Here is a 26,567-nt window from a genome sequence, read left to right as displayed (position 1 = left end):
GCGCTTTCCATCTCCCTCGTCGGGGCTGGACACTTTGATCCGTGTTGCAATGCTGAACGTTTCCTGAACGCTCACTGAGCGTTTGCTTTCAGCAGTCCGACATGTCCGCCGCCTCTCCGATCGCCTCTCCCCAGCTCTCCGACGACCCGACGCCCGTCGCGCACACCGGCTGGGCATTGCTCGCGCTGGCCATCGGCGGTTTCGCCATCGGCACGACCGAGTTCGCGGCGATGAGCCTGGTCCCGTTCTTCGCGCCCGATCTCGGCATCGACGCCCCGACCGCCGGTCACGTGATCAGCGCCTATGCGCTCGGCGTCGTGGTCGGCGCGCCTTTGCTGGCCGTCCTCGGCGCCAAGGTCCCGCGACGCACGCTGCTGATCTTCCTGATGCTGGCCTTCGCCGTCGGCAACGGCCTGAGCGCGCTCGCGCCCAGCTATCACGCGATGCTGCTGTTCCGCTTCCTCAGCGGTCTGCCGCATGGCGCCTACTTCGGCGTGGGCGCGTTGGTCGCAGCCTCACTGGTTGCACCGGCGCGGCGCGCCCAAGCCGTCAGTCTCATGATGCTGGGCCTGACCGTCGCGACCATCATCGGCGTGCCGCTGGCGAACTCGCTGGGGCAGTGGGCCGGCTGGCGCTGGGGCTTCGGCGTCGTGACGCTGCTGGCGCTGCTGACCGCCGTGCTGGTCGCCCTGCACGCACCGCGCGACCGCGTCCAGCCAGGCGCCAGCGCCATGCGCGAACTCGGCGCGCTCGGCCGGCGCCAGGTCTGGCTGACGCTGGGCATCGCGACCATCGGCTTCGGCGGCATGTTCGCCGTCTACACCTACCTCGGCTCCACGCTGCTCGAAGTCACCCGCACCGGCCCCGGCATGCTGCCGGTCGTGCTCAGCGTGTTCGGCATGGGCATGACCGCGGGGACGCTGGTCTCCGCCTGGGCCGCCGACCGCGCGCTGATGCCCACCATCGGCGGCCTGCTGCTGTGGAGCGCCGCCTCGCTGGCGCTGTACCCCTTCGCCGCCGGCAGCCTGTGGACCCTGCTGCCGGTGGTCTTCCTGATCGGCTGCGGCGGCGGGCTCGGCGCCGTGCTGCAGACCCGGCTGATGGACGTCGCCGGCGAGGCTCAGACCCTCGCCGCCGCGCTCAACCACTCGGCCTTCAACGCGGCGAATGCCCTCGGCCCCTGGCTGGGCGGGCTGGCGATCGCCGCCGGACACGGCTGGACGTCCACCGGATGGGTGGGTGTCGCCCTGGCGTTCGGGGGCTTGATCTTCTGGGGCGTGTCGCTCGCCCTCGATCGCCGATAATCCCGCGCTTCTCTTGCAGGAGTCCCGCACATGGCCGAATGGCTGCCGCCCACGCGTTACTGGGTGCTGGCGATCTTCATCGTCTCCGCGCTGTATGCCCACTTCCGCGGCCGCGTCCGCTTCAAGCTGGCCCGCGCGCTGACCGACTTCACCGTGCTGATCTCGCCGATCAACGCGGTCATGTACCTGTTCTCGCGCGCCCCGGCGACGCCCTACCTGAAGACCTCGGAGTTCCCCGAACTCAGCCTGCTGCGCAACAACTGGCAGGTGATCCGCGAGGAAGCGCTCAAGCTCAACGACGAGGGCTACATCAAGGCCGCGTCGGGCTACAACGACATCGGCTTCAACTCGTTCTTCCGCACCGGCTGGAAGCGCTTCTACCTGAAGTGGTACGACCGGGACATGGCCTCGGCCAACGCGCTCTGCCCGAAGACCGTCGAGCTGCTCAAGCAGATCCCCGGCGTGAAGGCGGCGATGTTCGCGTCGCTGCCGCCCGGCGCGAAGCTGGTGCGCCACCGCGACCCGTATGCGGGGTCGCTGCGCTATCACCTCGGCCTGACCACGCCCAACGACCCCGGCTGCTACATCGACGTCGATGGCGAGAAGTACCACTGGAAGGACGGCGAGGACGTGATGTTCGACGAGACCTTCATCCACTACGCCGAGAACACGACCACGCATCAGCGCGTGATCCTGTTCTGCGACGTGGAGCGTCCGGTCCACTTCGCGCCGATCCGCTGGCTGAACCGCGCCTTCGGCAAGCTGGTGATGACCTCCGCCGCGACGCAGAACCTGGAGAGCGAGCCCATCGGCGGCCTCAACAAGTTCTTCTATCACGCCTACAAGGTGCGCCTGTTCTTCAAGGCGTTCAAGGCGAAGTCGCGCACCGGCTACTACGTCGTCAAGTGGGCGCTGATCCTCGGCATCCTGGCCGCGATCTTCATCTGAACGCCCGCTGAGGATTCAACCCGCCAGCGCCTGGGACAGGCGCTGCGCCTGCGGGCCGAACGCGTAGGCATCCATCCCCAGCGCACCGAAGGTGACACCGTCGTGGATGCGGATAGGCGCGTCGTCGCGACCGCCGGCGCCCGCGGCGACGTACCAGGGCAGCAGGTGCTCGTCCGTCGGATGCATCAGCGCCGCGCTCGGCGCCTGCGTGCGGTAGGCCGCGAGGGCCTCCCAATCCCGAGCCGCGGAACGTTCCGCGAACCAGGTCCGGAAGGCGGCCGATTCGGCCATCTCCGGTGCGTCGTCCGACGCCGCGCGCATCAGCAGCCGCAGGTTGTGCGTGATGCTGCCCGTGCCCAGGATGAGCACGCCTTCGCGCGAGAGCGCCTGCAGTTTTTCGCCCAGTTCGATCAGTTGCGCGGGTGAGGCGTGCGCCGTCAGCGTGAGCGGGATGACCGGCACGTCGGCGTCCGGGTAGAGGAATCGCAGCGAGGTCCAGATCCCGTGATCCAGCCCGGCGTGGTCGAAGACGGGCAGGGCGAGCGTCTCGCCGATCTGCGCGGTCAGCGCCCGGTCGCCGGGGGCGTCGTAGCGCAGCTGGTAGAGCGCCGGCGGGAAGCCGCCGAAGTCGTACACCGCCTCATGGCGATCGGTGCCGAGCAGCACCGCTTCGCGCGCGGTCGTGTGCGCGGAGATCGCCAGCACCGCTTTCGGACGGCCCCAGACGGCGTCCAGCGTACGGCCCAGGCGTTGCATGAAGGCACCGGCCTCGCCCGGCTCCAGCGCGATCATCGGCGAGCCATGCGAGACGAACAGGGGAGGGAAGTGGGTGTTCATGACGTCCATTGAACGCCTCCGGGCGCGGCGCATCGTCAAAACCGGTTGCACGGACTGTTCAAGCCGATTGCATGACCGCACCCCCGTACCAGCGCGCGGGCATGCGGTTCGCTACAGTCCGCGCATGAGCGCGCATCCGTCTTCCCCGTCCGCCACCCCCGCAGGGGCCCCCGCGGCCCGACCGGCCTCCGGTTCCTCCACGGGCCGCCGACCCCCGTCGCTGTGGCGTCAGATGGGTTTGCAGACCTGGCGCGACTTCCGCGCGGGCGAGCTCTATCTGCTGGTCCTGGCCCTGATGCTGGCGGTCGCGGCCGTGTGCGCGGTGGCCTTCCTGTCGGACCGCCTCGACCAGGGTCTGCGCCGGGACGCGGCGCAACTGCTGGGCGGCGATGCAGTCGTCGCGAGCGATCAGCCGACGCCCGCGCCGGTCCGCGAACTCGCCGAACGTCTGAATCTGCGCAGCGTCGAGACCTTGAACTTCCCCAGCATGGCCCGCGCCAACGAGGACCAGGGCGGCGGCAGCCGGCTGGTGGCGGTGAAGTCGGTGAGCCCGCGCTATCCGCTGCGCGGCGCGTTGTCGCTGAAGGACGGCCGCCAGGTCGGCGCGCCGGCGGCCGGCACCGTGTGGGTCGATACGGGCGTGCTGAGCGCGCTGGGTCTGAAGGTCGGCGATCCGCTGCTGCTCGGCGATTCGACGCTGAAGATCGCCGGCGAGATCTCGAACGAGCCCGATCGGGGCGCCGGTTTCATGAACTTCGCGCCGCGCGTGATGCTGGCGCAGTCCGACATCGCCGCCACCGCGCTGATCCAGCCCGCGAGCCGCATCACCTACCGCTACGCCGTGATCGGTGAGGTGGCCGCCGTGCAGCAGTTCAACACGCAGACCCGCCAGCAGCTGAAGGACGGCAACTGGCGCGGGGTGCGTCTGGAGTCGCTGGAGACCGGCCGCCCCGAGATGCGCCAGACGCTGGACCGCGCGACCAAGTTCCTGAACCTCGTCGCGCTGCTGGCGGCGTTGCTGGCGGCCATCGCGGTCGCGCTGGCGGCGCGCGAATTCGCCAACCGCCACCTCGACGACTGCGCGATGCTGCGCGTGCTCGGCCAGCCGCAGCGCCGCCTCACCTGGGTGTTCACGCTGGAGTTCGCCACCGTCGGCTTCATCGGCAGCGCGATCGGCGTGCTGCTCGGCTTCCTGCTGCATTACGGCTTCATCGCGATGCTGGCGGGACTCATCGAAGTGAACCTGCCGTCGCCCGGTATCTGGCCGGTGCTGCTGGGCCTGGGCATGGGCATGAGCCTGCTGCTCGGCTTCGGCCTGCCGCCGGTGCTGCAACTGGCCGCCGTGCCGCCGCTGCGCGTGATCCGGCGCGAGCTGGGCCGCCCGAAGATGGGCTCCATCGCCGTGCTGCTGGCGGGCGTCATCGGCTTCTCCGCGGTGCTGACGGCGCTGTCGGCGGACTGGCGCCTGGGACTGTTCGCCACCGGCGGCTTCGCCGTCGCGCTGGGGCTCTTCGCGCTGCTTGCCTACGGCGCGGTGCTGGCGTTGAGGCGCCTCGTGCCGCAGGCCGGCGCGCCGCGCTGGCTGCTGCTGGCGACGCGCCAGGTCGCCGCGCGGCCGGCCTTCGCGGTGCTGCAGGTCGGCTCGCTGTCGCTGGGGCTGCTCGCGCTGGCGCTGCTGGTGCTGATGCGCACCGACCTGATCGAGAGCTGGCGCGCCGCGACCCCGGTGAACGCGCCGGATCGCTTCGTCATCAACATCCAGCCGGAACAGGGCCCGGGCTTCCGATCCGATCTCGACAAGTCCGGCGTCAAGGACTACGACTGGTACCCGATGATCCGCGGCCGGCTGGTTGCCATCAACGGCGAGGCGATCAAGGCCAGCCGCTTCACCGAGGAGCGCGCCCAGCGCCTGGTGGAGCGTGAGTTCAACCTCAGCCACAGCGCGGAGCTGCCCTCGCACAACCTGATCGCCGGCGGCAAGTGGACGCCGGAGGACAAGGAGGGCGTCAGCGTCGAGCAGGGCCTGGCGGAACAGCTCGGGCTGAAGCTCGGCGACAGGATGCGCTTCGACATCGCGGGCGTGCTGGTCGACTCGAAGATCACCTCGCTGCGCAAGGTCGACTGGGGCTCGATGCGGGTCAACTTCTTCGTGCTGTACCCGCGCGCGCAGATGCCGGAACTGCCGGTGAGCTACATCTCCGCGTACCGCTCGCCGGAAGGGCAGGGCGCCGCCGCGGCGCTCGACCGCAAGCTGGTCAACGAGTTCCCCAACCTCACGCTGATCGACGTCTCCGCCGAGCTCAAGCAGGTGCAGCAGGTGCTGGAGCAGGTGATCATGGCCGTGCAACTGCTGTTCGCGGTCGCGCTGGCGCTGGGCGTGGTGGTGTTGCTGGTGGCCGCAGTGGGGTCACGTGATGCGCGCACGCGGGAGTTCGCGTTGATGCGCGCCTTCGGTGCGTCGAGCGCGTTGCTCGCGGCCGTGCAGCGCGCTGAGTTGCTCGGCCTGGGCGCGCTGGCCGGTTTCCTCGCGGGGATCGCCGCGCAGGCGCTGGGTTGGGCGCTGACGCACTACGCCTTCGAGTTCGAATGGCAGTTCAAGCCTTGGGTGCTGATCGGCACCACCATCGGCGGCGCCGTGCTGGCGCAACTTGCCGGCTGGTGGGCACTGCGCGGCGTGCTGCAGCGGCCAGTGGTTCAAACGCTGCGAGAGGCGGACACGAACTGAAGGGCCGCTGGGCCTGGCTGACTGCCAAGTCTGCTGGCCCTCACCCCCGCCCTCTCCCGCGGTGCGGGAGAGGGAGTCCGACCGGCTTACTTCTTACCCCCTCTCCCGCTTGCGGGAGAGGGCAGGGGTGAGGGCCAGCGGCGGTGGAAGTACGCAAGCGCTCTTCAACGACAACGGGCGGCCACTGGCCGCCCGTTTGTCATGGTGCGATCAGGATCAGCGAGCTGCCGCAGCGCGCTCCGCCGATTCCATCGTGTTGACCAGCAGCATCGTGATCGTCATCGGACCGACGCCGCCCGGCACCGGCGTGATCCAGCCGGCGACTTCCTTGACGCCGTCGAAGTCGACGTCGCCGCAGAGCTTGCCTTCCTCGGTGCGGTTCATGCCGACGTCCAGGACGACGGCGCCCGGTTTGACCATGTCGGCGGTCAGCACGTTGCGCTTGCCCACGGCGGCCACGACGATGTCGGCCTGGCGCGTGAAGTGGGCCAGGTCCGGCGTGGCGCTATGGCACACGGTCACCGTCGCGTTGGCCTGCAGCAGCAGCATCGCCATCGGCTTGCCGACGATGTTGCTGCGGCCGATCACGACGGCATGCTTGCCCTTCGTGTCATAGCCGATGAACTCCAGCATCTTCATGCAGCCGTACGGCGTGCAGGGCTTGAAGCCCTCCTGGCCGACCATCAGCGCGCCGGCGCTGGCGACGTGGAAGCCGTCGACGTCCTTCTCCGGCGCGATCGCCTCGATGACCTTGTGCGCGTCGATGCCCTTGGGCAGCGGGAGCTGCACCAGGATGCCGTGGATGGCCGGATCGTTGTTCAGCGCCTCGACACGCGCGAGCAGCTCCGCCTCGGTCATCGTGTCGGCGTACTTCTCCAGCACCGAGTGCAGCCCGGCGTCCTCGCAGGCCTTGACCTTGTTGCGCACGTAGACCTGGCTCGCGGGGTTGTCGCCGACCAGCACCACGGCCAGTCCCGGCTTCACGCCCTGGGCGGTCAGCGCGGCGGCGCGCGTCGCCACTTCGGCGCGCAGTTGCTTGGACAGGGCGTTGCCGTCGATCAGTTGTGCGGTCATGTCGATGCTCCGGATTCAGTGACTCAAAAACAGGGAATGCAGAAAAGCGCAAGGGCAGAGGATCACTCTGCCCGGAATGCAAAGAGGCCGCTTCGCAGCGGCCTCTCGGTGTCGTCGTCGGATCAGCCGGCCTTGGCCTGCGTGTTCGCGCCGAGCGCGATCTTCAGCAGGTCGGCGACGGTGTTGGCGTTGAGCTTCTCCATGATGTTGGCGCGATGCGCTTCCACCGTCTTGATGCTGATGCCCAGGTCGTCGGCGATCTGCTTGTTCAGGCGGCCGGCGACGATGCGTTCCAGCACCTGCGCTTCACGCGTGGTCAGGCGCGACAGCAGCGCGTCGCGGCTGGCCGCTTCCTGCTGCGTGGCGAAGGCGCCGCGGGCCTGGTCCAGCATGCGCTCGACCAGCGACAGCAGTTCCTCTTCCTTGAACGGCTTCTCGATGAAGTCGACCGCGCCCTTCTTCATCGTCTGCACCGCCATCGGCACGTCGCCGTGGCCGGTGATGAAGACGATGGGCAGCGGGCTCTTGCGTTCGATCAGCTTGTCCTGGAGCTCCAGGCCGCTCATGCCTTCCATGCGGATGTCGGCGATGAGGCAGGCGACTTCGCGCGGGTCGTAGCGGCTCAGGAAACTCTCGGCGGAGTCGTAGCACTTGACCCGGTAGTCCTTGCCTTCCAGCAACCATTGCAGGGAATCTCGGACGGCCTCGTCGTCATCGACGACGTAGACATTACCCTTCTTCGGAATCAAGCTCATGGTGTTGCGGCAGTGTTGTGTGCTGTGCCCGTCCCCGCGTCGCCGCTCTGCTCCAGAGGGGCCGGAGTGGCGAGAGGGGCGAGTGATGACTCCGGACGCGGAATGTCCACGGGGATCGTGAACGCGAACCGGCACCCGACGATGGACGGGCCATTGTAGAGGTTCTCGGCGCGGATCCGACCCTGGTGGGACTCGATGATGGACCGGCATAACCCTAGGCCGATCCCCAATCCATCGGCCTTCGTGGAGAAGAAGGCCTCGTACATGCGCTCGATGACCTCGACCGGCAGGCCCGGCCCCATGTCGGTCACCGAGAACTCGATGTTGGCGCCCAGCTCGGCGGTGTGCTTGGGCACCACGCGCAGTTCGATGTGCCGGCGCGAGGGCGGCAGCGCCGCGTTGTCGATCGCCTCGGCGGCGTTCTTGAGCAGGTTCAGCAGCACCTGCTCGATCAGGATCGGATCGACGCGCATCACCGGCAGCCGCTGCGCGACGTAGGTGTGGATCTGCACGTTGCGCCGGCGCAGTTCGATGCCGGCCAGCTCGACCGAGTCCTCCACGATCGAGGCCGCGAACGCGGGCTGGCGCTGGGGCTCGCTCTTCTTCACGAAGGCGCGGATGCGATGGATGATCTGCCCCGCACGCTGCGCCTGCTTGGCGGTCTTCTCCAGCGCGACGATCAGGTCGTCTTTCTGGATGTTGTCGCCGCGCACCCGCGACACCATGCCGTTGCAGTAGTTGGTGATCGCGGTCAGCGGCTGATTGAGCTCGTGCGCGACGCTCGACGCCATCTCGCCCATCGTGATCAGGCGGCTGGTGACCTGCGCCTTCTCGGTCTGCTGCTGCTGTTGCGCCTCGGCATGGCGACGCGCGGTGATGTCGGTCGCGATCAGCATCTGCGCCAGCCGGCCGTCGGTCCACTGCAGATAACGCGCGCGGACGTCGAACCACATGTCGAGCTGCGCGATGAACACCTCGCGCGAATCGCCGCCGACCTCGGTCAGGTGCTGGGCGGGCAGGCCGCCGTAGCCATCGACGTCTTCCTCGTCACCGTGATCACCGTGATCACCGTGTCCCGTGGCGCTGCCGCCGTCCGTGTAGCTCGCGTCCTGCGTGCTCGTCGCGCCGGCCAGGCTGGTCGGCTGCGAACCCGCCAGCATCGCGTGCCCCTTCGGATCCGCGCCGAACCACAGCCGGTAGCTGCGGTTGGCGAAGAGCAGTTCGCCCTGCTGCACCGACAGCACCGACACCGCGGCGTCCAGGCCTTCCAGCACCGTCGTGAAGCGCTCATGCGAGGCCGACAACTGGTCGCGCACGCGCTTGGCCTCGGTGATGTTGGTCATCGAGGTCATCCAGCCGTTCTGCTTGCCCTTGGGGTCGATCAGCGGCGAGACGTACATGCGGGCGTCGAAGATGCTGCCGTCCTTGCGCATCACCTTCACCTCGGAACCGCCGGCCGGGCTGCGGCCCTGCATCTCCTGCTGCAGCAGGCGCAGGTTCTCCTCGTAGCGGTCGGGCGGCCAGTAGGGGAAGGGCGGCTTGCGGCCGATCAGCTCGGACTCGGCGAAGCCCGTCATCGCGCAGAAGGCCGGGTTGACGTAGCTGATGCGCGTCTCCAGGTCCATCGCCCGCATGCCGGTCAGCATGGAGTTCTCCATCGCGCGCCGGAAGTTGGTCTCCGCGGCCAGCGCGTTCTGCACCTGCGCGCGCCGGCGCATGTGCTTCCAGGTGCCCAGCAGCATCCAGACGGTCAGCACCGACAGCGCCATCACCATCCAGAACAGCGTGTTGGAGATCAGGCCGATGGAGGTGCGATAGCCCTGACCCCGCAGCACCAGACCGGGCGCGGGCGTCATCGGCACCTCGTGATAGATCGGGGCGCGCGTGATGCGCTTGCCCGGCATCGGCGTCACCGTGCTGGCGACGACCTGCTCGCGCGGGTCCAGCACCGCGACCGCGTGGCGCGAGGTCAGCTCGTTCGGGACCGAGTAGCGCAGCAGGCCCTCGACCGCGTACTCGACGATCAGCACGCCGGCGAAACCGGCGCGGTCGCTCAGCGGCAGCTGCAGCTGGAAAACGGTCGAGTTGTTGGCGTCGGCGAAGGAGGCCGAGTAGGTCCGCGTGCGACGGTCGCGCGCCGCCTGGAAGGCGCGCTCGGGTTCGCTGTTGGCGTGGCCGTTGGGCATGGACGGGTCGCTGCCCTCCAGCGTCATCAGCGACTCGGCCTGCTCGCCGATGGCCGCGACGCTGACGCGTTTCTCGCGGCGCGCGTTCAGCCAGGTGATGTGGGTGATCTCGGGCCGGTTGCGGGCGATCGCCATCGCGCGCTGCGTGAACTCGAGGTTGTCGATCGAGCGGTTGGCCAGGTCGCGCTGCAGCGGGATCAGGAAATCCTCGTTGTCGACCAGCCGCGAGCGGATCTGCTGCTGCGCCATCTCGGTGTCGCGCTTGACGGCCTCGGCCTCGCGTTCGATTTCCTCGTTGCGCAGGTACCAGAAGGCCGAAACGATCGCCGCCAGGAACAGCACCACCGACAGCAGCGGCCCCAGCGTCGCGAAGCGGTCCTGACGGGACGGAGACTGCCGGCGCCACCACGCCGACACCAGGCGTTTGACGGGATTCAGGGCACGGCGCGCAAAGCCTTGGACATCGAGGCGGGACAACATGGGCGCGATTATCCCGGCCCGCTCAAGCCCTCCCGGCCCGGGCGGCCCCGGGGCATTCCCGATCCGGGCATTCCCGGATCGCATCGTGAAAGACATCGGTCACGAAACGAGGCCTCCAGAGCCCATTGCTTTTCATTATGTGGAAACGCATCGCGCTATTTGGAAAATGAAAGGCTTGTGCGACACTCCGCCGCCATAGCCCTTCCGGAGGGGCAGTCGCGTGCGCACGCATGACGGTTTTCACGAGTTCGGGCACAGTGGCCCGTTCCGCAGAGAGCCCCGCGCGCGGCGATTGCCCCGCAGGAAGGCCGTGATTGAACACAGGAGACAAAGACATGTCCGCGCAGCCCCAGTCGTTCCTCGGCGCAGCAGCCAATGACACCGACGCCCTCGAAACCAAGGAATGGCTGGACGCGTTGTCCGCCGTCATCGGTGAAGAAGGCGGCGATCGCGCCCACTTCCTGCTCGAGACCCTGATCGACCACGCGCGTCAGGCCGGCATCGACGTGCCCTTCTCGGCCACCACGGCCTACGTCAACACCATCCCGGCCGACAAGGAAGAGCGCTTCCCCGGCAACATCGAGATGGAAGAGCGCCTGCGCGCCTTCATGCGCTGGAACGCCATGGCCATGGTCGTGCGCGCGAACCGCCTGCATCCGGAAGACGGCGGCGACCTGGGCGGTCACATCTCCAGCTTCGCCTCGCTGGCGACCATGCTGGGCTGCGGCTTCAACCACTTCTGGCACGGCGACGACACCGGCGAAGGCGGCGTGCACGGCGGCGACCTGCTCTACATCCAGGGCCACAGCGCGCCCGGCATCTACGCCCGCGCCTTCCTGGAAGGCCGCATCACCGAAGACCAGCTGAACAACTTCCGCCAGGAAGTCGACGGCCAGGGCCTGTCGAGCTACCCGCATCCGAAGCTGATGCCCGAGTTCTGGCAGTTCCCGACGGTGTCCATGGGCCTGGGCCCGCTGATGGCCATCTACCAGGCGCGTTTCCTGAAGTACCTGCACGCCCGCGGCATCGCCGACACGTCCAAGCGCAAGGTCTGGGTCTTCCTGGGCGACGGCGAGATGGACGAGCCGGAAAGCCTGGGCGCGATCGGCCTGGCCGCGCGCGAGAAGCTGGACAACCTGATCTTCGTCGTCAACTGCAACCTGCAGCGCCTGGATGGCCCGGTGCGCGGCAACGGCAAGATCATCCAGGAGCTGGAAGGCGAGTTCCGCGGTTCCGGTTGGAACGTCATCAAGCTGATCTGGGGCTCCTACTGGGATCCGCTGCTGGCCCGCGACAAGCAGGAACTGCTGCGCAAGGTCATGATGGAGACGCTGGACGGCGACTACCAGGCCTACAAGGCCAACGACGGCGCGTTCGTGCGCAAGCATTTCTTCGGCAAGCACCCCGAGCTGCTGAAGATGGTCGAGAACATGTCCGACGAGGACATCTGGCGCCTGAACCGCGGCGGCCACGACCCGCAGAAGGTCTACGCGGCGTATCACAAGGCGGTGAACACCGTCGGCCAGCCGACCGTCATGCTGATCAAGACCGTCAAGGGTTACGGCATGGGCAAGATCGGTGAAGGCAAGAACACCGCGCACCAGACCAAGAAGCTGCAGGACGAGGACATCAAGGCCTTCCGCGACCGCTTCAACATCCCCATCCCGGACAGCGAGCTGTCCAAGATCCCGTTCTACAAGCCGGCCGACGACACGCCGGAGATGCAGTACCTGCACGAACGCCGCAAGACGCTGGGCGGCTACCTGCCCAAGCGCCGTCCGCAGGCCGAGGAAGGCCTGAAGGTGCCCGACCTGGCCACGTTCCAGGCCGTGCTGGACCCGACCGCGGAAGGCCGCGAGATCTCCACGACGCAGGCCTACGTCCGCTTCCTGACGACGCTGCTGCGCGACAAGGAACTGGGCCCGCGCACCGTGCCCATCCTGGTCGACGAGGCGCGCACCTTCGGCATGGAAGGCCTGTTCCGCCAGATCGGCATCTACAACCCCGCGGGTCAGAACTACACGCCGGTCGACAAGGACCAGGTCATGTACTACCGCGAGGACAAGGCCGGCCAGATCCTGCAGGAAGGCATCAACGAAGCGGGCGGCATGGCCAGCTGGATCGCCGCGGCGACGTCGTACTCGACGAACAACCGCGTGATGATCCCGTTCTACGTCTACTACTCGATGTTCGGCTTCCAGCGCATCGGCGACCTGGCCTGGGCGGCGGGCGACATGCAGGCGCGCGGCTTCCTGCTGGGCGGCACCTCGGGACGCACGACGCTGAACGGCGAAGGCCTGCAGCACGAGGACGGCCACAGCCACATCCTGGCCGGCACCATCCCCAACTGCATCAGCTACGACCCGACCTTCGCGCATGAAGTCGCCGTCATCCTGCACTCGGGCCTGAAGCGCATGGTCGAGAACCAGGAGAACGTGTACTTCTACCTGACGCTGCTCAACGAGAACTACCCGATGCCGGGCCTGAAGGCCGGCACCGAGGAGCAGATCCTCAAGGGCATGTACCTGCTCGAAGAGGCCGTGCAGCCGCAAGGCGCGCAGCCGCTGACGGTGAACCTGCTGGGCTCGGGCACCATCCTGCGCGAGAGCCAGGCCGCCAAGAAGCTGCTGGAGGAAGAGTGGGGCGTCGGCGCCAACGTCTGGTCCTGCCCCAGCTTCAACGAGCTGGCCCGCGACGGCCAGAACGCCGAGCGCTGGAACCTGCTGCACCCGACCGAACTGGCCTGCGTGCCCTACGTGACGCAGCAGCTGAGCAAGGTGCAGGGCCCGGTGATCGCGTCGACCGACTACATGAAGAACTATGCGGAACAGATCCGTGCCTTCATCCCGGCCGGCCGTTCGTACAAGGTGCTGGGCACCGACGGCTTCGGACGCAGCGACTTCCGCTCCAAGCTGCGCGAGCACTTCGAGATCAACCGCCACTACATCGTCGTCGCCGCGCTGAAGAGCCTGGCCGACGAAGGCAAGATCCCGCAGGCCAAGGTGGCCGAAGCGCTGAAGAAGTACGGCATCAACGTCGACAAGATCAACCCCCTGTACGCCTAAGCAGCGGACCCGGAGACAACACAAATGGCATTGGTGGAAGTCAAGGTTCCCGACATCGGGGACTTCAAGGACGTCGCGATCATCGAGCTGCTGGTCAAGCCCGGCGACACGGTGAAGGTGGAGCAGAGCCTGCTGACGGTCGAGTCCGACAAGGCCTCGATGGAGATCCCGTCCTCCGTGGCGGGCGTCGTCAAGGAAGTGAAGGTCAAGCTCGGCGACACGATCAACCAGGGTGACCTGATCGTCGTGCTCGAGAGCGACGCTGCTGGTGCCCCGGCGCCGGCCGCCGCTGCGCCCGCTCCGGCGCCCGCGCCGCAGGCTGCGCCCGTAGCGGCTCCGGCCGCCGCGCCGGCCGCTGCCGCCGCACCGGCAGGTGCCGTGGACATCGTCGTGCCCGACATCGGCGACTTCGACGAAGTCGCGGTGATCGAGGTGCTGGTCAAGGTCGGCGACACGGTCAAGCAGGAACAGAGCCTGATCACGGTCGAGAGCGACAAGGCCTCGATGGAGATCCCGTCGTCGCACGGCGGCGTGATCAAGGAACTGCTGGTCAAGCTCGGCGACAAGGTCGCCAAGGGCTCGAAGATCGCCGTGATCGAAGCCGCGGGCGGCGCTGCCGCGCCGGCTCCGGCCGCTGCCAGCGCACCGGCGTCCGCTCCGGCTGCCGCGCCGGCGGATCGCCAGATCCCGACCGCCGCACTGCCGCCGCATGAGCCGACCAAGCCGTCGGGCAAGCTGCCGCACGCGTCGCCGAGCATCCGCAAGATCGCCCGCGAACTGGGCGTGCCGCTCGACGAGGTCAAGGGCTCCGGCGCCAAGGGCCGCATCACCGAATCCGACGTGCAGGGCTTCGTCAAGGCCGTCATGGCCGGCACGGCGCAGACCGTCGCGCAGAAGGCTGCGGCGCCTGCCGGCGGCGCGGCCGGCGGCGGCGCCTTCCCGGGCCTGCTGCCCTGGCCCAAGGTCGACTTCGAGAAGTTCGGTCCGGTCGAGCGCAAGGAGATGTCGCGGATCAAGAAGATCAGCGGCGCCAACCTGCATCGCAACTGGGTCACGATCCCGCACGTCACCAACCACGACGACGCGGACATCACCGAGCTGGAAGCCTTCCGCGTCCAGCTGAACAAGGAGAACGAGAAGTCCGGCATCAAGGTCACGATGCTGGCCTTCATGATCAAGGCGACCGTCGCGGCGCTGAAGAAGTTCCCCGAGTTCAACGCGTCCCTGGACGGCGACGGCACGCTGGTGCTGAAGAACTACTTCCACATCGGCTTCGCCGCGGACACGCCGAACGGCCTGGTCGTGCCGGTGATCCGCGACTGCGACAAGAAGGGCATCTTCCAGATCAGCCAGGAGATGTCGGAGCTGGCCAAGAAGGCCCGCGACGGCAAGCTCGGCCCGGCCGACATGACCGGCGGCTGCTTCTCGATCTCGTCCCTGGGCGGCATCGGCGGCACCTACTTCACGCCCATCATCAACGCGCCGGAAGTCGCGATCATGGGCGTGTGCAAGTCCTCGACGCAGCCCGTGTGGGACGGCAAGCAGTTCCAGCCGCGCCTCATCCTGCCGCTGTCGCTGAGCTGGGACCATCGCGTCATCGACGGCGCCGCGGCCGCGCGCTTCAACGTGTACTTCGCGTCCTTGCTGGCGGACTTCCGCCGCATCGCTCTCTGATCGGAAAGACCGGACATGGCACAAGTTGAAGTCAAGGTTCCCGACATCGGGGACTTCAAGGACGTCGCGATCATCGAAGTCCTGGTCAAGGTCGGCGACACGATCAAGCAGGAGCAGAGCCTGGTCACCGTGGAGTCCGACAAGGCCTCGATGGAGATCCCGTCCTCCGCCGCCGGCGTGGTCAAGGAACTCAAGGTCAAGCTGGGCGACAAGCTCAACCAGGGCGACCTGCTGGTCGTGCTGGAGAGCGACGCGGCGGCCGCACCGGCGCCTGCCGCCGCAGCGCCGGCTCCTGCCGCAGCGGCGTCTGCGCCTGCTCCGGCTGCATCGGCTCCCGCGCCCGCCGCGGCTCCCGCTGCGCCGGCTCCGCAGGCCGCGACCTACACCGGCCCGGCCGAAGGCGAGTACGACGTGATCGTGCTCGGCAGCGGCCCCGGCGGCTACTCGGCCGCGTTCCGCGCAGCGGACCTGGGCCTGAAGGTCGCGATCGTCGAACGCTACGCCACGCTGGGCGGTGTCTGCCTGAACGTCGGCTGCATCCCGTCCAAGGCGCTGCTGCACGTCGCGGCGGTGATGGACGAGGTCAAGCACTTCGCCGACCTGGGCGTCGAGTTCGCCGCCCCCAAGGTCGAGCTGCCCAAGCTGGCCGCGCACAAGTCCAAGGTCGTCGGCAAGCTCACGGGCGGCCTGACGATGATGGCCAAGATGCGCAAGGTCACCGTCGTGCGCGGCTACGGCACGCTGCTGGACGCCAACCACCTGTCGGTCGAGGAGACCAGCGGCGAGGCCCAGGAGCGCACCGGCAAGACCCAGACGCTGAAGTTCCGCAAGATCATCATCGCCGCGGGCTCGCAGGCGGTGCGTCTGCCCTTCATGCCGAACGACCCGCGCGTGATCGACTCGACCGGCGCGCTCGAACTGACCAGCCAGCCCAAGCGCATGCTGATCGTCGGCGGCGGCATCATCGGCCTGGAAATGGGCACGGTGTACTCGACGCTGGGCGCACGCCTGGACGTCGTGGAAATGCTGCCCACGCTGATGACAGGCGCGGACCGCGACCTGGTCAAGGTCTGGCAGAAGATGAACGCGCCGCGCTTCGACAACATCATGTTGAACACGAAGACGGTCGCCGCCGAAGCCACGCCCGAAGGCATCAAGGTGACCTTCGAGGGCGAGGGCGCCCCCAAGGAGCCGCAGGTCTACGACCTGGTGCTGCAGGCGGTGGGCCGCTCGCCCAACGGCAAGAAGATCGGCGCCGACAAGGCCGGCGTGGTCGTGAGCGATCGCGGCTTCATCCCGGTCGACGTGCAGATGCGCACCAACGTGCCCAACATCTTCGCCATCGGCGACATCGTCGGCCAGCCGATGCTGGCGCACAAGGCGGTGCATGAAGGCCACGTGGCCGCGGAAGTCATCGCCGGCGAACTGCAGGGCGACGAGTCGCTGGCCAAGTCGCGCTTCGATGCGCGCGTGATCCCGAGCGTCGCCTACACCGATCCGGAAGTGGCCTGGGTCGGCGTGACCGAGGACGACGCCAAGGCGCGCGGCCTCAAGATCAAGAAGGGGCTGTTCCCGTGGACGGCGTCGGGGCGCGCGATCGCCAACGGCCGCGACGAGGGCTTCACCAAGCTGATCTTCGACGAGGAGACCCATCGCATCATCGGCGGCGGCATCGTCGGCACGCATGCGGGCGACATGATCGGCGAGATCGCCCTGGCGATCGAGATGGGCGCGGACGCCGTCGACATCGGCAAGACGATCCATCCGCATCCGACGCTGGGCGAGTCGATCGGCATGGCTGCGGAAGTCGCGCACGGCTCGTGCACCGACCTGCCGCCGCCGCGCAAGTAAGCGCGGAGCCGGCCACCCACGGAGCACGCGACCGGATGCTGGTTCTCGACGCCGCCGCCACTTCTCGCGCGCTGCCGTGGTCTCCGCTGATGGAGGAGATCGCGCTGGTGTGCCGCGAGCACCGCGACGGCCGGCTCACCTGCCCGCCGCGGCAGGTGCTGCCGTTGCGCCAGGACGGCGTGCTGCTGGTGATGCCTTGCCTGAGCGACACGCTGTCGATCACCAAGCTCGTCAGCGTGCATCCGCTCAACGCGGCGCTCGGCCTGCCGACGATCGCGGGCGAAGTGGTCGTGCTGGACAGTCGCACCGGTCAACGTCTCGCCGTGCTCGATGGGCCCGCGCTGACGGCGCGCCGCACGGCTGCCGTCAGCATGCTGGCGCTGCAGCACCTGATCCGCAAGGCGCCTCGCCGCGCGTTGGTCGTTGGTGGCGGCGTGCAGGCGCGAGCCCACGTGGAGGCGCTCCAGGCGCTGCATCCGCAGGCGACCATCCATGTGCAGGGGCATCAGACGGTGCCGGGTTTTGTCGAGGAGCTTGGCGTCGAGCCGCTCCCGGCCGAATCCCAGACGCGTCATGACTGGGACGTCATCGTGTGCGCGACGACCAGTCGTGTGCCGGTGCTGCGTCCTGGCGTTGGTGAAGGTGCGGTGGTGATCGGTGTCGGCGCGTTCCGCGACGACATGGTGGAGCTGCCGCAGGAGCTGGTCCGTGGCGCGCAGATCTGGGTTGACGACCCGGTCGGCGCGCAGGCCGAAGCGGGTGACCTGATGGCGGCCGGCCGTTTCGAGCCTCAGGATGCGATCGACGATCTCGTACTGGGTCAGCGCCCTGTCGACGACGGTCGCACGAGGCTCTTCAAGAGTGTCGGTTGCGCGCGTTGGGATCTGGCTGCTGCTCGTGTGGCTGTCCGCGCCGCCTGACCGTCGCAGTCCACCTCGACGCCCACCACGAGTTGGAGGCTTGCGGGGCCAGGGGGCCGGCCCGATTTGTGGAACATGTGACACGTATGAGGGCCGGCCCCCTGGCCCCGCAAGCCGAGCTCAAGCCTCGTCCAGCAACAGCCGCAACGCGTCGTCCCACTGTTCGAGTTCGTCTTCGGACAGGTGCAGCCAAGCCAGTGCGGCTTCGCAGTTGGCGGCCCAGTCGGCGTCCTCATCCAGCCCCTCATGCTGGCGCATCAGGTGCTCGGCGATCAGTCCGGCCGCGATCAGAGAGCGGATTTCCGGCTCGATGCTGTCGTCTTTCAGTGCTTCGAAGTCGTGATGCAGCCGGATGGCCGTCATGAGTTCGGGCGCCAGGTGCCAGACCTTGATCACCAGCGCGCCGACGACGGCGTGGTCGGTGCGGTGGTTGGCGTTCTCCGTCGCGATGAACGGGCGGTCGATGCGGGCGCCGGCTTCGACCATGGTGGCGCCGTAGCCGCGCACGCTCTGCAGCAGCACCGGCATGCCGACGTGGCAGAACAGGCCGTAGCTTTGCGCCAGGTCCACGCGCATGCCGGGCAACTGGCCGGCGATGAAGCCCATCGCGACCGCGCGCTTGGTCGAGCGTTGCCAGAAGCGCAGCAGATGCGGGCTGTTGACCGGGATCGCGTGACGGACCAGGAAGGCCTGCATCAGCGCGACACTCTCGTCCAGACCGAGGCGATACATCGCCTGGCCGACGGTGGTGCAGGGCACGTGGCCTGCCACGAGATGCAACGGACTGTTGGCCACGCGCAGCAGCGTCGCGGACATCGCGACGTCGGCGGCGGCGACGCGACCGACTTCGTTCAGGTCGGGTTGAGGCAGTGCCATCGCCGCGCGCAGGCGCTGCAGCAGCTCGGGGCAGGGCGGAATCTGGATCTGGCGCAGCGGGCCGTTGGCGCGGGCCTGATCGAGTTCCTGGCGGATGGCTTGGGTCTTCATGTGAGCGCCGGATTATCCCGGTGGTCTCTCACCCGGGTCATGAAGGGGGTGCGGCAAATTGCCGCTTGTCCGCGGGCGCGTTCCGGGTCGCGTCCCGCATGTCGCACTTCGCCCTCGGCGGAGCGCCGGGGCAGATACATTGCAGCGCATGCCACGTTTCGTCACTCGTACAGCGTCAAGCGCAGGCCGGACAATCCGGCCGGCGCAACGGGCGTTGGCGGTGCTGGTGTGCGTGGCGAGCCTGTGGTCCGCGCTGGCCTTCGCCTGGGACAAGGACAAGCTGACCGAGTCTGCGGCGAAGCTCTCGCCGAAGACGCAGGCCGCGGTGAAGGCCATGATCCAGATGGCCGACCGCGCTGCGGCGATGCCCGAGGAGCGCGACCGGCTGACGACGGTCAACAGCTTCTTCAACCAGCGGGTGGCGTTCAAGGACGACATCGAGGTGTGGGGCCAGATCGACTACTGGGCCACGCCGCTGGAGCTGCTGGACAAGGGCGCGGGCGACTGCGAGGACTACGCGATCGCCAAGTACATGAGTCTGCTCAGCGCCGGCGTGCCGCAGGCCAAGCTGCGGATGGTGTACGTGCGGGCGCAGTTCCAGGGCCGGCCTCAGGCGCACATGGTCCTGGCCTACTATGCGCAGCCGGAGGCGGAGCCCTTGATTCTGGACAATATCAACCCGGAGATCCGGCCCGCCTCGCTGAGGCCCGACCTGACCCCCGTGTTCAGCTTCAACGGGGAAGGCCTGTGGAGCGGCGTCGGCGGCACGACGGCGGGGAATCCGCTGGTGCGGCTGTCGTTGTGGCGCGACCTGCTGGCGAAGGCGAAGGCGGAGGGCTTCTGATGGGCGACGGAGAATTCACGACATGTCCCTGATAAGACAAATCTGGTGGCTGGTCCTGGGCGCGGTGCTGGCCTCGGCGCTGGGCGGCGTCGCGGTGAGCACCTGGTCGCTGCGGGAGCTGCTGCAGACGCAGGCGCAGTTGAAGAACGCGGACAACGCGAACGCGCTGGCGCTGGCGCTGTCGCAGCAGAAGGGCGACGCGGAGTTGATGTCGCTGCTGATCTCGGCGCAGTTCGACGCAGGCGCGTACGAGAGCGTGCGCTGGCGCGACGGCAGCGGCAAGCCGGTGTTCGAGCGGCATCTGGAGACGCCGCAGACCTCGCATGCGCCGCGCTGGTTCGTGGCGCTGCTGCCGCTGGACGTGGCGCCGGGCGTGGCCAAGGTGTCGGACGGCTGGAAGGCCGCCGGCGAGATCGAGCTGCGCGGCCAGACCGGCTACGTGCACGAGGCGCTGTGGCGGGCGACCGTCAGCACGGCCCTGTGGCTGCTGGCGGTGGGCCTGGCGACGGGAGTGGCCGCGGCGGCGGTGCTGGCGCGACTGCGCCGGCCGCTGGACACGGCGGTGCGGCAGGCCGAGGGCGTCTCGCAAGGTCGCTTCGAGACCGTGCTGGAGCCGCGCGTGCCGGAGATGCGCAAGCTGACGAGCGCGATGAACACGATGGTGCTGCGTACGCGGCAGATGTTCGAGGCCCAGGCCGAGCAGCTGCGCACGCTGCATCACCAGCTGCTGTGCGATGAACTGACCGGGCTGTCGCATCGGCGGCAATTCGTGGCGGAGTTGAATTCAGCGCTGGAGCGCGACGACGGCCCGCTGCGCGCGGGCCTGGTGCTGCTGCGCCTGCGGGACCTGCAGGGCCTGAACCAGCGCCTCGGGCACGGCGCGACGGACCAGGCCCTGATGGCGATCGCGCAGGCGTTGCGGGTCTATCCGGAGCAGGTGCGTGGCTGCCTCGCGGGGCGGCTCAACGGCTCGGACTTCGCGCTGTGGCTGCCGGCGCCGAACGTCGTGGGCGACACCGCGCAGGCGCTCGCCGACGCGTTGCGGGCCGGTTTGCAGAACCTGGGACCGGGCGTCGGCGTCGCGCTGGGCGCGGTCGAGCTGATGCGCGACCAGCCGATGAGTGCCTGGTTCGCCGCGGCGGATGCGGCGCTGGCCAAGGCCGAGCAGGGCGAAGGCGTCGTGCTGGAGCTGCGCGAGGCGCCGCCGTCGGACGAGGTCGCACAGGGCGAGCGCGCCTGGCGCGCGCTGATCTCCGACGCGCTGGCGCATCAACGCAGCCGGCTGCTGGAGTTCCCGCTGATCGGGCGCGAGCGTCAGGTCTTGCATCTGGAATGCCCGCTGCAGCTGAAGCTGAACCCGGTCGGTGAATTCGAGCCGGCCGCGCGCTGGCTGCCGCTGGCGCTGCGTCATCGACTGAGCGCCGAGGCGGACCTGCAAGCGCTCGCGCTGGCGCTGCAGGCCACGCAACGGGACTCGCGGATGCGCTGCGTCAACGTGGCGCCGGCATCGCTCAACGACGGCAGCTTCATCGCTCGCGCTCGCGAGCTGGTGCAGGCGGCCCCGGCGGCGGTGCGACGCCAGATCGGTCTGGAACTGGCCGAGCCCGCGGCGGCGCAGCACTTCGAAGCGCTGCAGGAACTCGGCCGTCAATTGCGGCCTTTCGGCGTCCAACTTGGCCTCGAACACGCGGGCGCCGGACTGGCTCAAATTGATCGTCTTTTCCAGGCCGGACTGGACTACGTGAAGCTCGACAGCTCGGTGGTCAGCGGCGTGTCGGCGGACGTCGGCCGCGCGGCGTTCGTGCGCAGCCTGGTGGTCATGCTGCGCAGTCTCTCTCTGAAGGTCTATGCGGAAGGCGTCACCGATGCGCTCGACGCACAGGCGCTGTGGGACTGCGAACTCGACGGCATCACCGGCCCGTGGGCATCGGCACAGGAAATCAAGCCCTGACTCATCCAAGTCGGTGAATCGCTTGACCTCCGTCAAGCACTCTTGCAAAGCGTTTTGAAGCTCTGAGAATCCGCGCCTTTCCCCTTGATGTTTGATGGAGAGGTACCCGATGAAGCGCTCGCCAGATCCCCTGAACACGAGCCTCGAAACTTCCGCGTCGGTGTCTTCGGCGCAGGTTCGATGCCCAGCTTTCCCCGACTTTCGTTTGCCTGCCGTCGATGTGGCGGCGCTCACGCCCTACGAGCAGGAATTGCGCGAAGCCATCGGCGAGGCTTACGACGACATTCGCGAGGGGCGCGTGCTGACCGAGGCACAAATGGACGATGTCTTCGACGAACTGATTGAAGATGCTCGTCAGCGTGTGGGAGGCGGCCAGTGATCACACATTGGAGCGAACGCGCCGGTGACGATGTACGGCGGATCTATGGATACATCGCGGCGCGCAATCCATCGGCGGCGTTGGAGATGGTCAAGCGGTTCAAGAAGGACGCCCGACTGCTCAGCAAGCATCCTCAAATCGCCCGGGAAGGGGTCTTGAGGGGGACGCGTGAGTGGGTCACTCATCCGAACTACGTGATGATCTACCGCGTCGAAGATGAAGACGTCTACATGCTGCGTCTGTGGCACGCCGCACGCGACGAGCCACACCAACACGATCTGCAGTGACTAGTCGATATCCGCCGTATGCAACGGATACCCGTTGCCGCTGCGGCGGTCTTCGAAGAAGCGCTGCAGCGCTTCGCGGATCGTGTGGAAGGCGATCTCGTCCCACGGCACTTCGTGTTCGAGGAACAGCTTGGCTTCGAGGGTTTCCGGGCCCGGATCGAACTCCGGGCTCAGCAGCTTCGCGCGGTAGAAGGTGTGGACCTGCCCGACGCGGACCACGTTCATCACGCAGTACAGGTTCTGCAGCTCGATCTGCGCGCCGGCCTCTTCCACCGTCTCGCGTGCCGCGCCTTCGGCCAGCGTCTCGCCGAGTTCCATGAAGCCCGCCGGCAGCGTCCACTTGCCCAGCCGGGGTTCGATCGCGCGCTTGCACAGCAGCACCTGATCGCCCCACACCGGCAGGGTGCCGACGACGTTCAGGGGGTTCTCGTAATGGATCGCGCCGCACGCCGTGCAAGTCGCGCGCTCCCGGTTGTCATCGGCCGGGATGCGGTATTCGATCTGGCCGCCGCAGGTGGGGCAATGCTGGAAGCGCCGCGCTTGGAACATGGCCCGCAGTGTACCGGCCTCCATCGCCGACCCCGTGGCATCATCGACGGCCATGGAGCTCTACAACTACTTCCGTTCGTCCGCCTCCTACCGCGTCCGCATCGCGATGGCGCTCAAGGGCCTGGACTTCGACTACAAGCCGGTCCACCTCGCGAAGAACGAGCAGTTCAACGAGTCCTACGCCGCCGTGTCCGCGTCGCGTCTGGTGCCGTTGCTGAAGGACGGCGACGCGCTCGTCACGCAGTCGATGGCGATCATCGAGTACCTCGACGAGACGCACCCCGAGCCGCCGCTGCTGCCCGGCGACGCGCTGAGCCGCGCCTACATCCGCGCGCTGTCGCAGGACATCGCCTGCGAGATCCATCCGCTGAACAATCTGCGCGTGCTGCGCTATCTGGTGAAGGACCTCGGCGTCGGCGACGACAACAAGACCCGCTGGATCCATCACTGGGTCGAGAGCGGGCTGGCGGTCGTCGAGCAACGCCTGAAGGCCGACGGACGATCGGGCCGCTTCTGCTTCGGCGACACGCCGACGATGGCCGATTGCGTGCTGGTGCCGCAGATCTTCAACGCGCAGCGCTTCGACAGCCGGCTCGATCACGTGCCGACGGTCATGAAGATCTTCGAGCGGTGCATGGCGCTCGACGCCTTCAGCAAGACGCAGCCGAGCGCGTGTCCCGATGCTGAATGAGGATTGGCTGAGACCGGCGTGGTCCGCGTCGCACGTCGACGCCTTCATGACCACGCGTGCCGGCGGCGTCAGCGGAGGCCCGCAAGCGTCGGAAGAGCAGCGCGGATTGGCGAGCCTCAACCTCGGGCGCTCGGTCGGTGACGAGCCCGCGAACGTGGTCGAGAACCGTCGACGCGTCGAAGCCGCGGTCGGCGGTCATCCCGTTTTCCTGAAGCAGGTGCATGGGACAACCGTGTTGCGCCTGCGCGCCGAGCACGCGCTCCCCGACGCCGCTCCCGAGGCGGCGGATGCGTCGATCAGCACCGACCCGGCGCTCGCCTGCGCGGTGATGGTCGCGGACTGCCTGCCGGTGTTGTTCGCCGGTCCGGGCGTGGTGGGCGCCGCGCATGCAGGCTGGCGAGGACTCGCCGGCGGCGTGCTTGAAAACACCGTCGCCGCGATGTGCGACGCGGCGCACTGCGTGCCTCGCGACATCAGCGCCTGGATGGGCGCATGCATCGGACCGGATCAGTTCGAAGTCGGTGCCGACGTGCTCGCGGCCTTCGGCGCCGAGCCTCTTCATCAGGATCAACCGATGTTCCGCTTCCAACGGAACGAACAGGGCGAGGCGCGTTGGCGCGCCGATCTCTACGGCCTCGCGCGACGCCGGCTCGAAGCGCTCGGTATCGGTGCCGTCAGCGGCGGCGGATGGTGCACGCTCAGCGAGCCGTCACGATTCTTTTCGTTCCGCCACGAACGCGTCGACGGACTGCGCAGCGGACGCATGGCCGCCGTCATCCGACTGCGCTGATGCGCTGATCGAGGGCGATGTCGGCGTCAACGTCGGCGCTGATGCGGGCATCGATGTCGGCATAGTCGCAACAGCGTCCGCCCCGTCGTCATGCGGACTTCCGGACGCCTCGGCCTTGCGGCGTGCGGCGCGCCGCCCGGGCGTGCCCATCAGGTACATGACGATCGATAGCGGTACCACCCCGTAGAACACGAAGGTGATGAGCGCGCCCAGCACCGAGCCCTGCGAGCTGAAGGCCTCGACGATCGCCATCATCAGCACCACATACATCCATGCGATGGCCACCAGATACATCAACGATTTCCTCGGGTCTTCGCGACAGCAGCGTCACGCGGGGGTAAGCTGGTCGAGCTACAAAGCGCCTGAGCATATGCGAAGCCTCCCCGTCGATCCGCCTCTGGCGCGTGGTCGGCTGTGGCAAGCTTCTTGCTCAGGTCGGCATGAGGAGACACATGAGCGCGAACAACGCCGCCGCCGGATTCCCCGGCACATCGGTCCACGGTTTCGAACACTGGGCTCAGCAGGCCCAGCAGGCGGCCAGCAGCCTGTCGCACGGCTTCGGCGACGCCTTCAAGCAATTGCAGGCGATGCAGATCCCGCCCGACGCGTGGTCGCAGCTGCAGTCCGAGTACATCAGCCAGGCCAGCGCGCTGTGGAACACCGCGCTCGGTGACTCCCAGGCGCTCGCCTCGACCGCGACCGCGACCGCGACCGCGCCGCCGATCAAGGACCGCCGTTTCGCCGACGCGTCCTGGAACGACAACCGCCTCGCGCACTTCACCTCGCAGCTCTACCTGCTCAACGCGAAGACGCTGCAGCGGATGGCCGATCAGGTGCAGGCCGACGACAAGACCCGCGCCCGCGTCCGCTTCGCGGTGCAGCAGTTCGTCGACGCCGCGTCGCCGAGCAACTTCCTTGCGCTGAATCCCGAAGCGCAGCAGCGCGCGCTGAACACGCAGGGCGAGAGCCTCTCGCGCGGCCTGCAACTGCTGATGGCCGACGTGCAGCGCGGTCACGTCTCGCAGACCGACGAGTCCGCCTTCGAGGTCGGCCGCAACGTCGCGACCACCGAAGGCCACGTCGTCTTCGAGAACGCGTTCTTCCAGCTGCTCGAGTACAAGCCGCTCACCGCGAAGGTGCATGCGCGCCCGCTGCTGATGGTGCCGCCCTGCATCAACAAGTACTACATCCTCGACCTGCAGCCGGAGAACTCGCTGATCCGCTACGCCGTGGCGCAGGGCCACCGCACCTTCGTGGTGAGCTGGCGCAACCCCGACGCCGACTGCGTGCACTGGACCTGGGACGACTACATCGGCCAGGCCGCGATCAAGGCGATCGAGGTCACGCGCGAGATCGCCGGCACCGACACGATCAACACGCTGGGCTTCTGCGTCGGCGGCACCATCCTGGCGACCGCGCTGGCCGTGCTGGCCGCGCGCGGCGAGCAGCCGGCGGAAAGCGTCACCCTGCTGACCACGCTGATCGATTTCAGCAGCAACGGCATCCTGGACCTGTTCATCGACGAGCAGGCGGTGCAGCTGCGCGAGATGACGCTGGGCGACCAGGCCGTGAGCGGTCCCGGCCTGCTCAAGGGGCAGGAACTAGCGACCACCTTCAGCTTCCTGCGTCCGAACGACCTCGTCTGGAACTACGTCGTCGGCAACTACCTGAAGGGCGACGCGCCGCCCGCCTTCGACCTGCTGTACTGGAACGGCGACGCGACCAACCTGCCGGGCCCGATGTACTGCTGGTACCTGCGCCACACCTACCTGCAGAACGAGCTGCGCATCCCGGGCCAGCTGACCGTCTGCGGCGAGAAGATCGACCTCGGCGCGATCCAGGCGCCGGTCTACATCTACGGCTCGCGCGAGGACCACATCGTCCCGTGGGACGCCGCCTACCGCAGCACGCAGGTGTTCAAGGGCAAGAAGCGTTTCGTGCTCGGCGCGTCCGGGCACATCGCCGGCGTCATCAATCCGCCGGAGAAGAAGAAGCGCAGCCACTGGCTGGGGAAGGGCGCGGCGCTGCCGGCCGACCACCAGCAGTGGCTGCAGTCCGCCACCGAGCATCCCGGCAGCTGGTGGACCGACTGGTCGCAGTGGCTGGCCGGCCACGCGGGGCCGCAGAAGGCGGCGCCGCGCAAGCCGGGCGGCCGCGGCCACGAGGCCATCGAACCGGCGCCAGGCCGCTATGTGAAGCAGCGCGCGTGAAACCCACTCCCGCGCAGTGAGAACCCAACCGGTTCAGAGTCGATTCCGCAGAGTTGATCC

Annotated in this window: 21 protein-coding genes; 14 read left to right on the top strand and 7 right to left on the bottom strand. The window is 68.0% G+C overall.

Annotation, left to right across the window (positions count from 1 at the left end; genetic code table 11):
* Nucleotides 1-101 precede the first annotated feature (101 nt).
* Both ACQZ13_RS22725 and ACQZ13_RS22720 read left to right on the top strand, forming a co-directional pair.
* Nucleotides 102-1,304 (top strand): MFS transporter, encoded by a 1,203-nt coding sequence (locus ACQZ13_RS22725; RefSeq protein WP_431048193.1) that lies wholly within the window; start codon nucleotides 102-104, stop codon nucleotides 1,302-1,304.
* A gap of 30 nt (nucleotides 1,305-1,334) precedes the next feature.
* Nucleotides 1,335-2,252, top strand: a complete 918-nt coding sequence (locus ACQZ13_RS22720; RefSeq protein ID WP_431048192.1) for an aspartyl/asparaginyl beta-hydroxylase domain-containing protein — start codon at nucleotides 1,335-1,337, stop codon at nucleotides 2,250-2,252.
* 15 nt (nucleotides 2,253-2,267) lie between these two features.
* Here the strand turns inward: ACQZ13_RS22720 and ACQZ13_RS22715 are convergent, their stop codons facing one another.
* Entirely contained in the window at nucleotides 2,268-3,089 is an 822-nt protein-coding gene (locus ACQZ13_RS22715) for a dioxygenase family protein (protein ID WP_331613054.1), read from the bottom strand.
* 232 nt (nucleotides 3,090-3,321) lie between these two features.
* Here ACQZ13_RS22715 and ACQZ13_RS22710 point away from each other — a divergent pair, with 232 nt between their 5' ends.
* A complete protein-coding gene (locus tag ACQZ13_RS22710) occupies nucleotides 3,322-5,814 on the top strand; it encodes an ABC transporter permease (RefSeq protein ID WP_431048191.1) in 2,493 nt (830 codons plus the stop codon).
* A gap of 216 nt (nucleotides 5,815-6,030) precedes the next feature.
* Here ACQZ13_RS22710 and folD read toward each other — a convergent pair whose 3' ends face one another.
* The 3 genes from folD to ACQZ13_RS22695 form a co-directional block, all read right to left on the bottom strand.
* On the bottom strand, nucleotides 6,031-6,888 hold the full coding sequence (gene folD / locus ACQZ13_RS22705) for a bifunctional methylenetetrahydrofolate dehydrogenase/methenyltetrahydrofolate cyclohydrolase FolD (RefSeq protein WP_331616065.1): 858 nt from the start codon (nucleotides 6,886-6,888) through the stop codon (nucleotides 6,031-6,033).
* Between the two features lie 122 nt (nucleotides 6,889-7,010).
* Entirely contained in the window at nucleotides 7,011-7,643 is a 633-nt protein-coding gene (locus tag ACQZ13_RS22700; protein ID WP_067268997.1) for a response regulator transcription factor, read from the bottom strand.
* Nucleotides 7,640-10,309 (bottom strand): PAS domain-containing sensor histidine kinase, encoded by a 2,670-nt coding sequence (locus ACQZ13_RS22695; RefSeq protein ID WP_431048190.1) that lies wholly within the window; start codon nucleotides 10,307-10,309, stop codon nucleotides 7,640-7,642. The genes ACQZ13_RS22700 and ACQZ13_RS22695 overlap by 4 nt, the downstream gene beginning before the upstream one ends.
* A 335-nt stretch (nucleotides 10,310-10,644) precedes the next feature.
* Here ACQZ13_RS22695 and aceE point away from each other — a divergent pair, with 335 nt between their 5' ends.
* Genes aceE through ACQZ13_RS22675 form a run of 4 tightly spaced genes read left to right on the top strand, consistent with a single transcriptional unit; the run spans nucleotide 10,645 to nucleotide 17,819 of the window.
* Complete coding sequence (aceE, locus tag ACQZ13_RS22690) at nucleotides 10,645-13,374, top strand: pyruvate dehydrogenase (acetyl-transferring), homodimeric type (protein ID WP_431048189.1); 2,730 nt, start codon at nucleotides 10,645-10,647, stop codon at nucleotides 13,372-13,374.
* A 24-nt stretch (nucleotides 13,375-13,398) separates the two neighbouring features.
* Nucleotides 13,399-15,048, top strand: a complete 1,650-nt coding sequence (aceF, locus tag ACQZ13_RS22685; RefSeq protein ID WP_431048188.1) for a dihydrolipoyllysine-residue acetyltransferase — start codon at nucleotides 13,399-13,401, stop codon at nucleotides 15,046-15,048.
* A 15-nt stretch (nucleotides 15,049-15,063) separates the two neighbouring features.
* Nucleotides 15,064-16,899 carry a dihydrolipoyl dehydrogenase gene (gene lpdA / locus ACQZ13_RS22680; protein ID WP_431048187.1) on the top strand — a complete coding sequence of 612 codons (1,836 nt, stop codon included), beginning with the start codon at nucleotides 15,064-15,066 and terminating at the stop codon, nucleotides 16,897-16,899.
* 35 nt (nucleotides 16,900-16,934) lie between these two features.
* Entirely contained in the window at nucleotides 16,935-17,819 is an 885-nt protein-coding gene (locus ACQZ13_RS22675; RefSeq protein WP_331615940.1) for a delta(1)-pyrroline-2-carboxylate reductase family protein, read from the top strand.
* Nucleotides 17,820-17,939: 120 nt separating this feature from the next.
* Here ACQZ13_RS22675 and ACQZ13_RS22670 read toward each other — a convergent pair whose 3' ends face one another.
* On the bottom strand, nucleotides 17,940-18,806 hold the full coding sequence (locus ACQZ13_RS22670; protein ID WP_431048186.1) for an HDOD domain-containing protein: 867 nt from the start codon (nucleotides 18,804-18,806) through the stop codon (nucleotides 17,940-17,942).
* A 220-nt stretch (nucleotides 18,807-19,026) separates the two neighbouring features.
* On the opposite strand from ACQZ13_RS22670, the gene ACQZ13_RS22665 reads away from it, so the two are divergent.
* The 4 genes from ACQZ13_RS22665 (at nucleotide 19,027) to ACQZ13_RS22650 (ending at nucleotide 22,267) form a co-directional block, all read left to right on the top strand.
* Nucleotides 19,027-19,650, top strand: coding sequence for a transglutaminase-like cysteine peptidase (locus ACQZ13_RS22665; protein ID WP_431053354.1), 624 nt, complete (start codon nucleotides 19,027-19,029; stop codon nucleotides 19,648-19,650).
* A gap of 22 nt (nucleotides 19,651-19,672) precedes the next feature.
* Nucleotides 19,673-21,601 carry a bifunctional diguanylate cyclase/phosphodiesterase gene (locus ACQZ13_RS22660; RefSeq protein ID WP_431048185.1) on the top strand — a complete coding sequence of 643 codons (1,929 nt, stop codon included), beginning with the start codon at nucleotides 19,673-19,675 and terminating at the stop codon, nucleotides 21,599-21,601.
* Nucleotides 21,602-21,710: 109 nt separating this feature from the next.
* A complete protein-coding gene (locus ACQZ13_RS22655) occupies nucleotides 21,711-21,980 on the top strand; it encodes a hypothetical protein (protein WP_431048184.1) in 270 nt (89 codons plus the stop codon).
* Nucleotides 21,977-22,267, top strand: coding sequence for a type II toxin-antitoxin system RelE/ParE family toxin (locus ACQZ13_RS22650; RefSeq protein ID WP_331613914.1), 291 nt, complete (start codon nucleotides 21,977-21,979; stop codon nucleotides 22,265-22,267). Before ACQZ13_RS22655 ends, ACQZ13_RS22650 begins: the two co-directional genes overlap by 4 nt.
* Here ACQZ13_RS22650 and ACQZ13_RS22645 read toward each other — a convergent pair whose 3' ends face one another.
* Complete coding sequence (locus tag ACQZ13_RS22645; protein ID WP_088409023.1) at nucleotides 22,268-22,816, bottom strand: NUDIX hydrolase; 549 nt, start codon at nucleotides 22,814-22,816, stop codon at nucleotides 22,268-22,270. It lies immediately after the preceding gene.
* Between the two features lie 52 nt (nucleotides 22,817-22,868).
* Between ACQZ13_RS22645 and maiA the strand changes: the two genes are divergently transcribed.
* Together maiA and pgeF are read left to right on the top strand one after the other, a co-directional pair.
* Complete coding sequence (gene maiA / locus ACQZ13_RS22640; RefSeq protein WP_431053352.1) at nucleotides 22,869-23,507, top strand: maleylacetoacetate isomerase; 639 nt, start codon at nucleotides 22,869-22,871, stop codon at nucleotides 23,505-23,507.
* On the top strand, nucleotides 23,497-24,297 hold the full coding sequence (gene pgeF, locus ACQZ13_RS22635) for a peptidoglycan editing factor PgeF (RefSeq protein ID WP_431048183.1): 801 nt from the start codon (nucleotides 23,497-23,499) through the stop codon (nucleotides 24,295-24,297). The genes maiA and pgeF overlap by 11 nt, the downstream gene beginning before the upstream one ends.
* On the opposite strand, the gene ACQZ13_RS22630 is transcribed toward pgeF, so the two are convergent.
* Nucleotides 24,217-24,591 carry a hypothetical protein gene (locus ACQZ13_RS22630; protein WP_431048182.1) on the bottom strand — a complete coding sequence of 125 codons (375 nt, stop codon included), beginning with the start codon at nucleotides 24,589-24,591 and terminating at the stop codon, nucleotides 24,217-24,219. The two genes, pgeF and ACQZ13_RS22630, sit on opposite strands and share 81 nt — an antisense overlap.
* Nucleotides 24,592-24,749: 158 nt before the next feature.
* On the opposite strand from ACQZ13_RS22630, the gene phaC reads away from it, so the two are divergent.
* Nucleotides 24,750-26,507 (top strand): class I poly(R)-hydroxyalkanoic acid synthase, encoded by a 1,758-nt coding sequence (gene phaC / locus ACQZ13_RS22625; RefSeq protein ID WP_431048181.1) that lies wholly within the window; start codon nucleotides 24,750-24,752, stop codon nucleotides 26,505-26,507.
* The last annotated feature ends 60 nt before the right edge of the window (nucleotides 26,508-26,567 follow it).

The organism is Roseateles sp. L2-2 (assembly GCF_050613215.1).
In the GTDB taxonomy this organism is placed as follows: Bacteria; Pseudomonadota; Gammaproteobacteria; order Burkholderiales; family Burkholderiaceae_C; genus Roseateles; species Roseateles noduli.
This window is presented reverse-complemented; position numbering and strand designations above follow the sequence as displayed.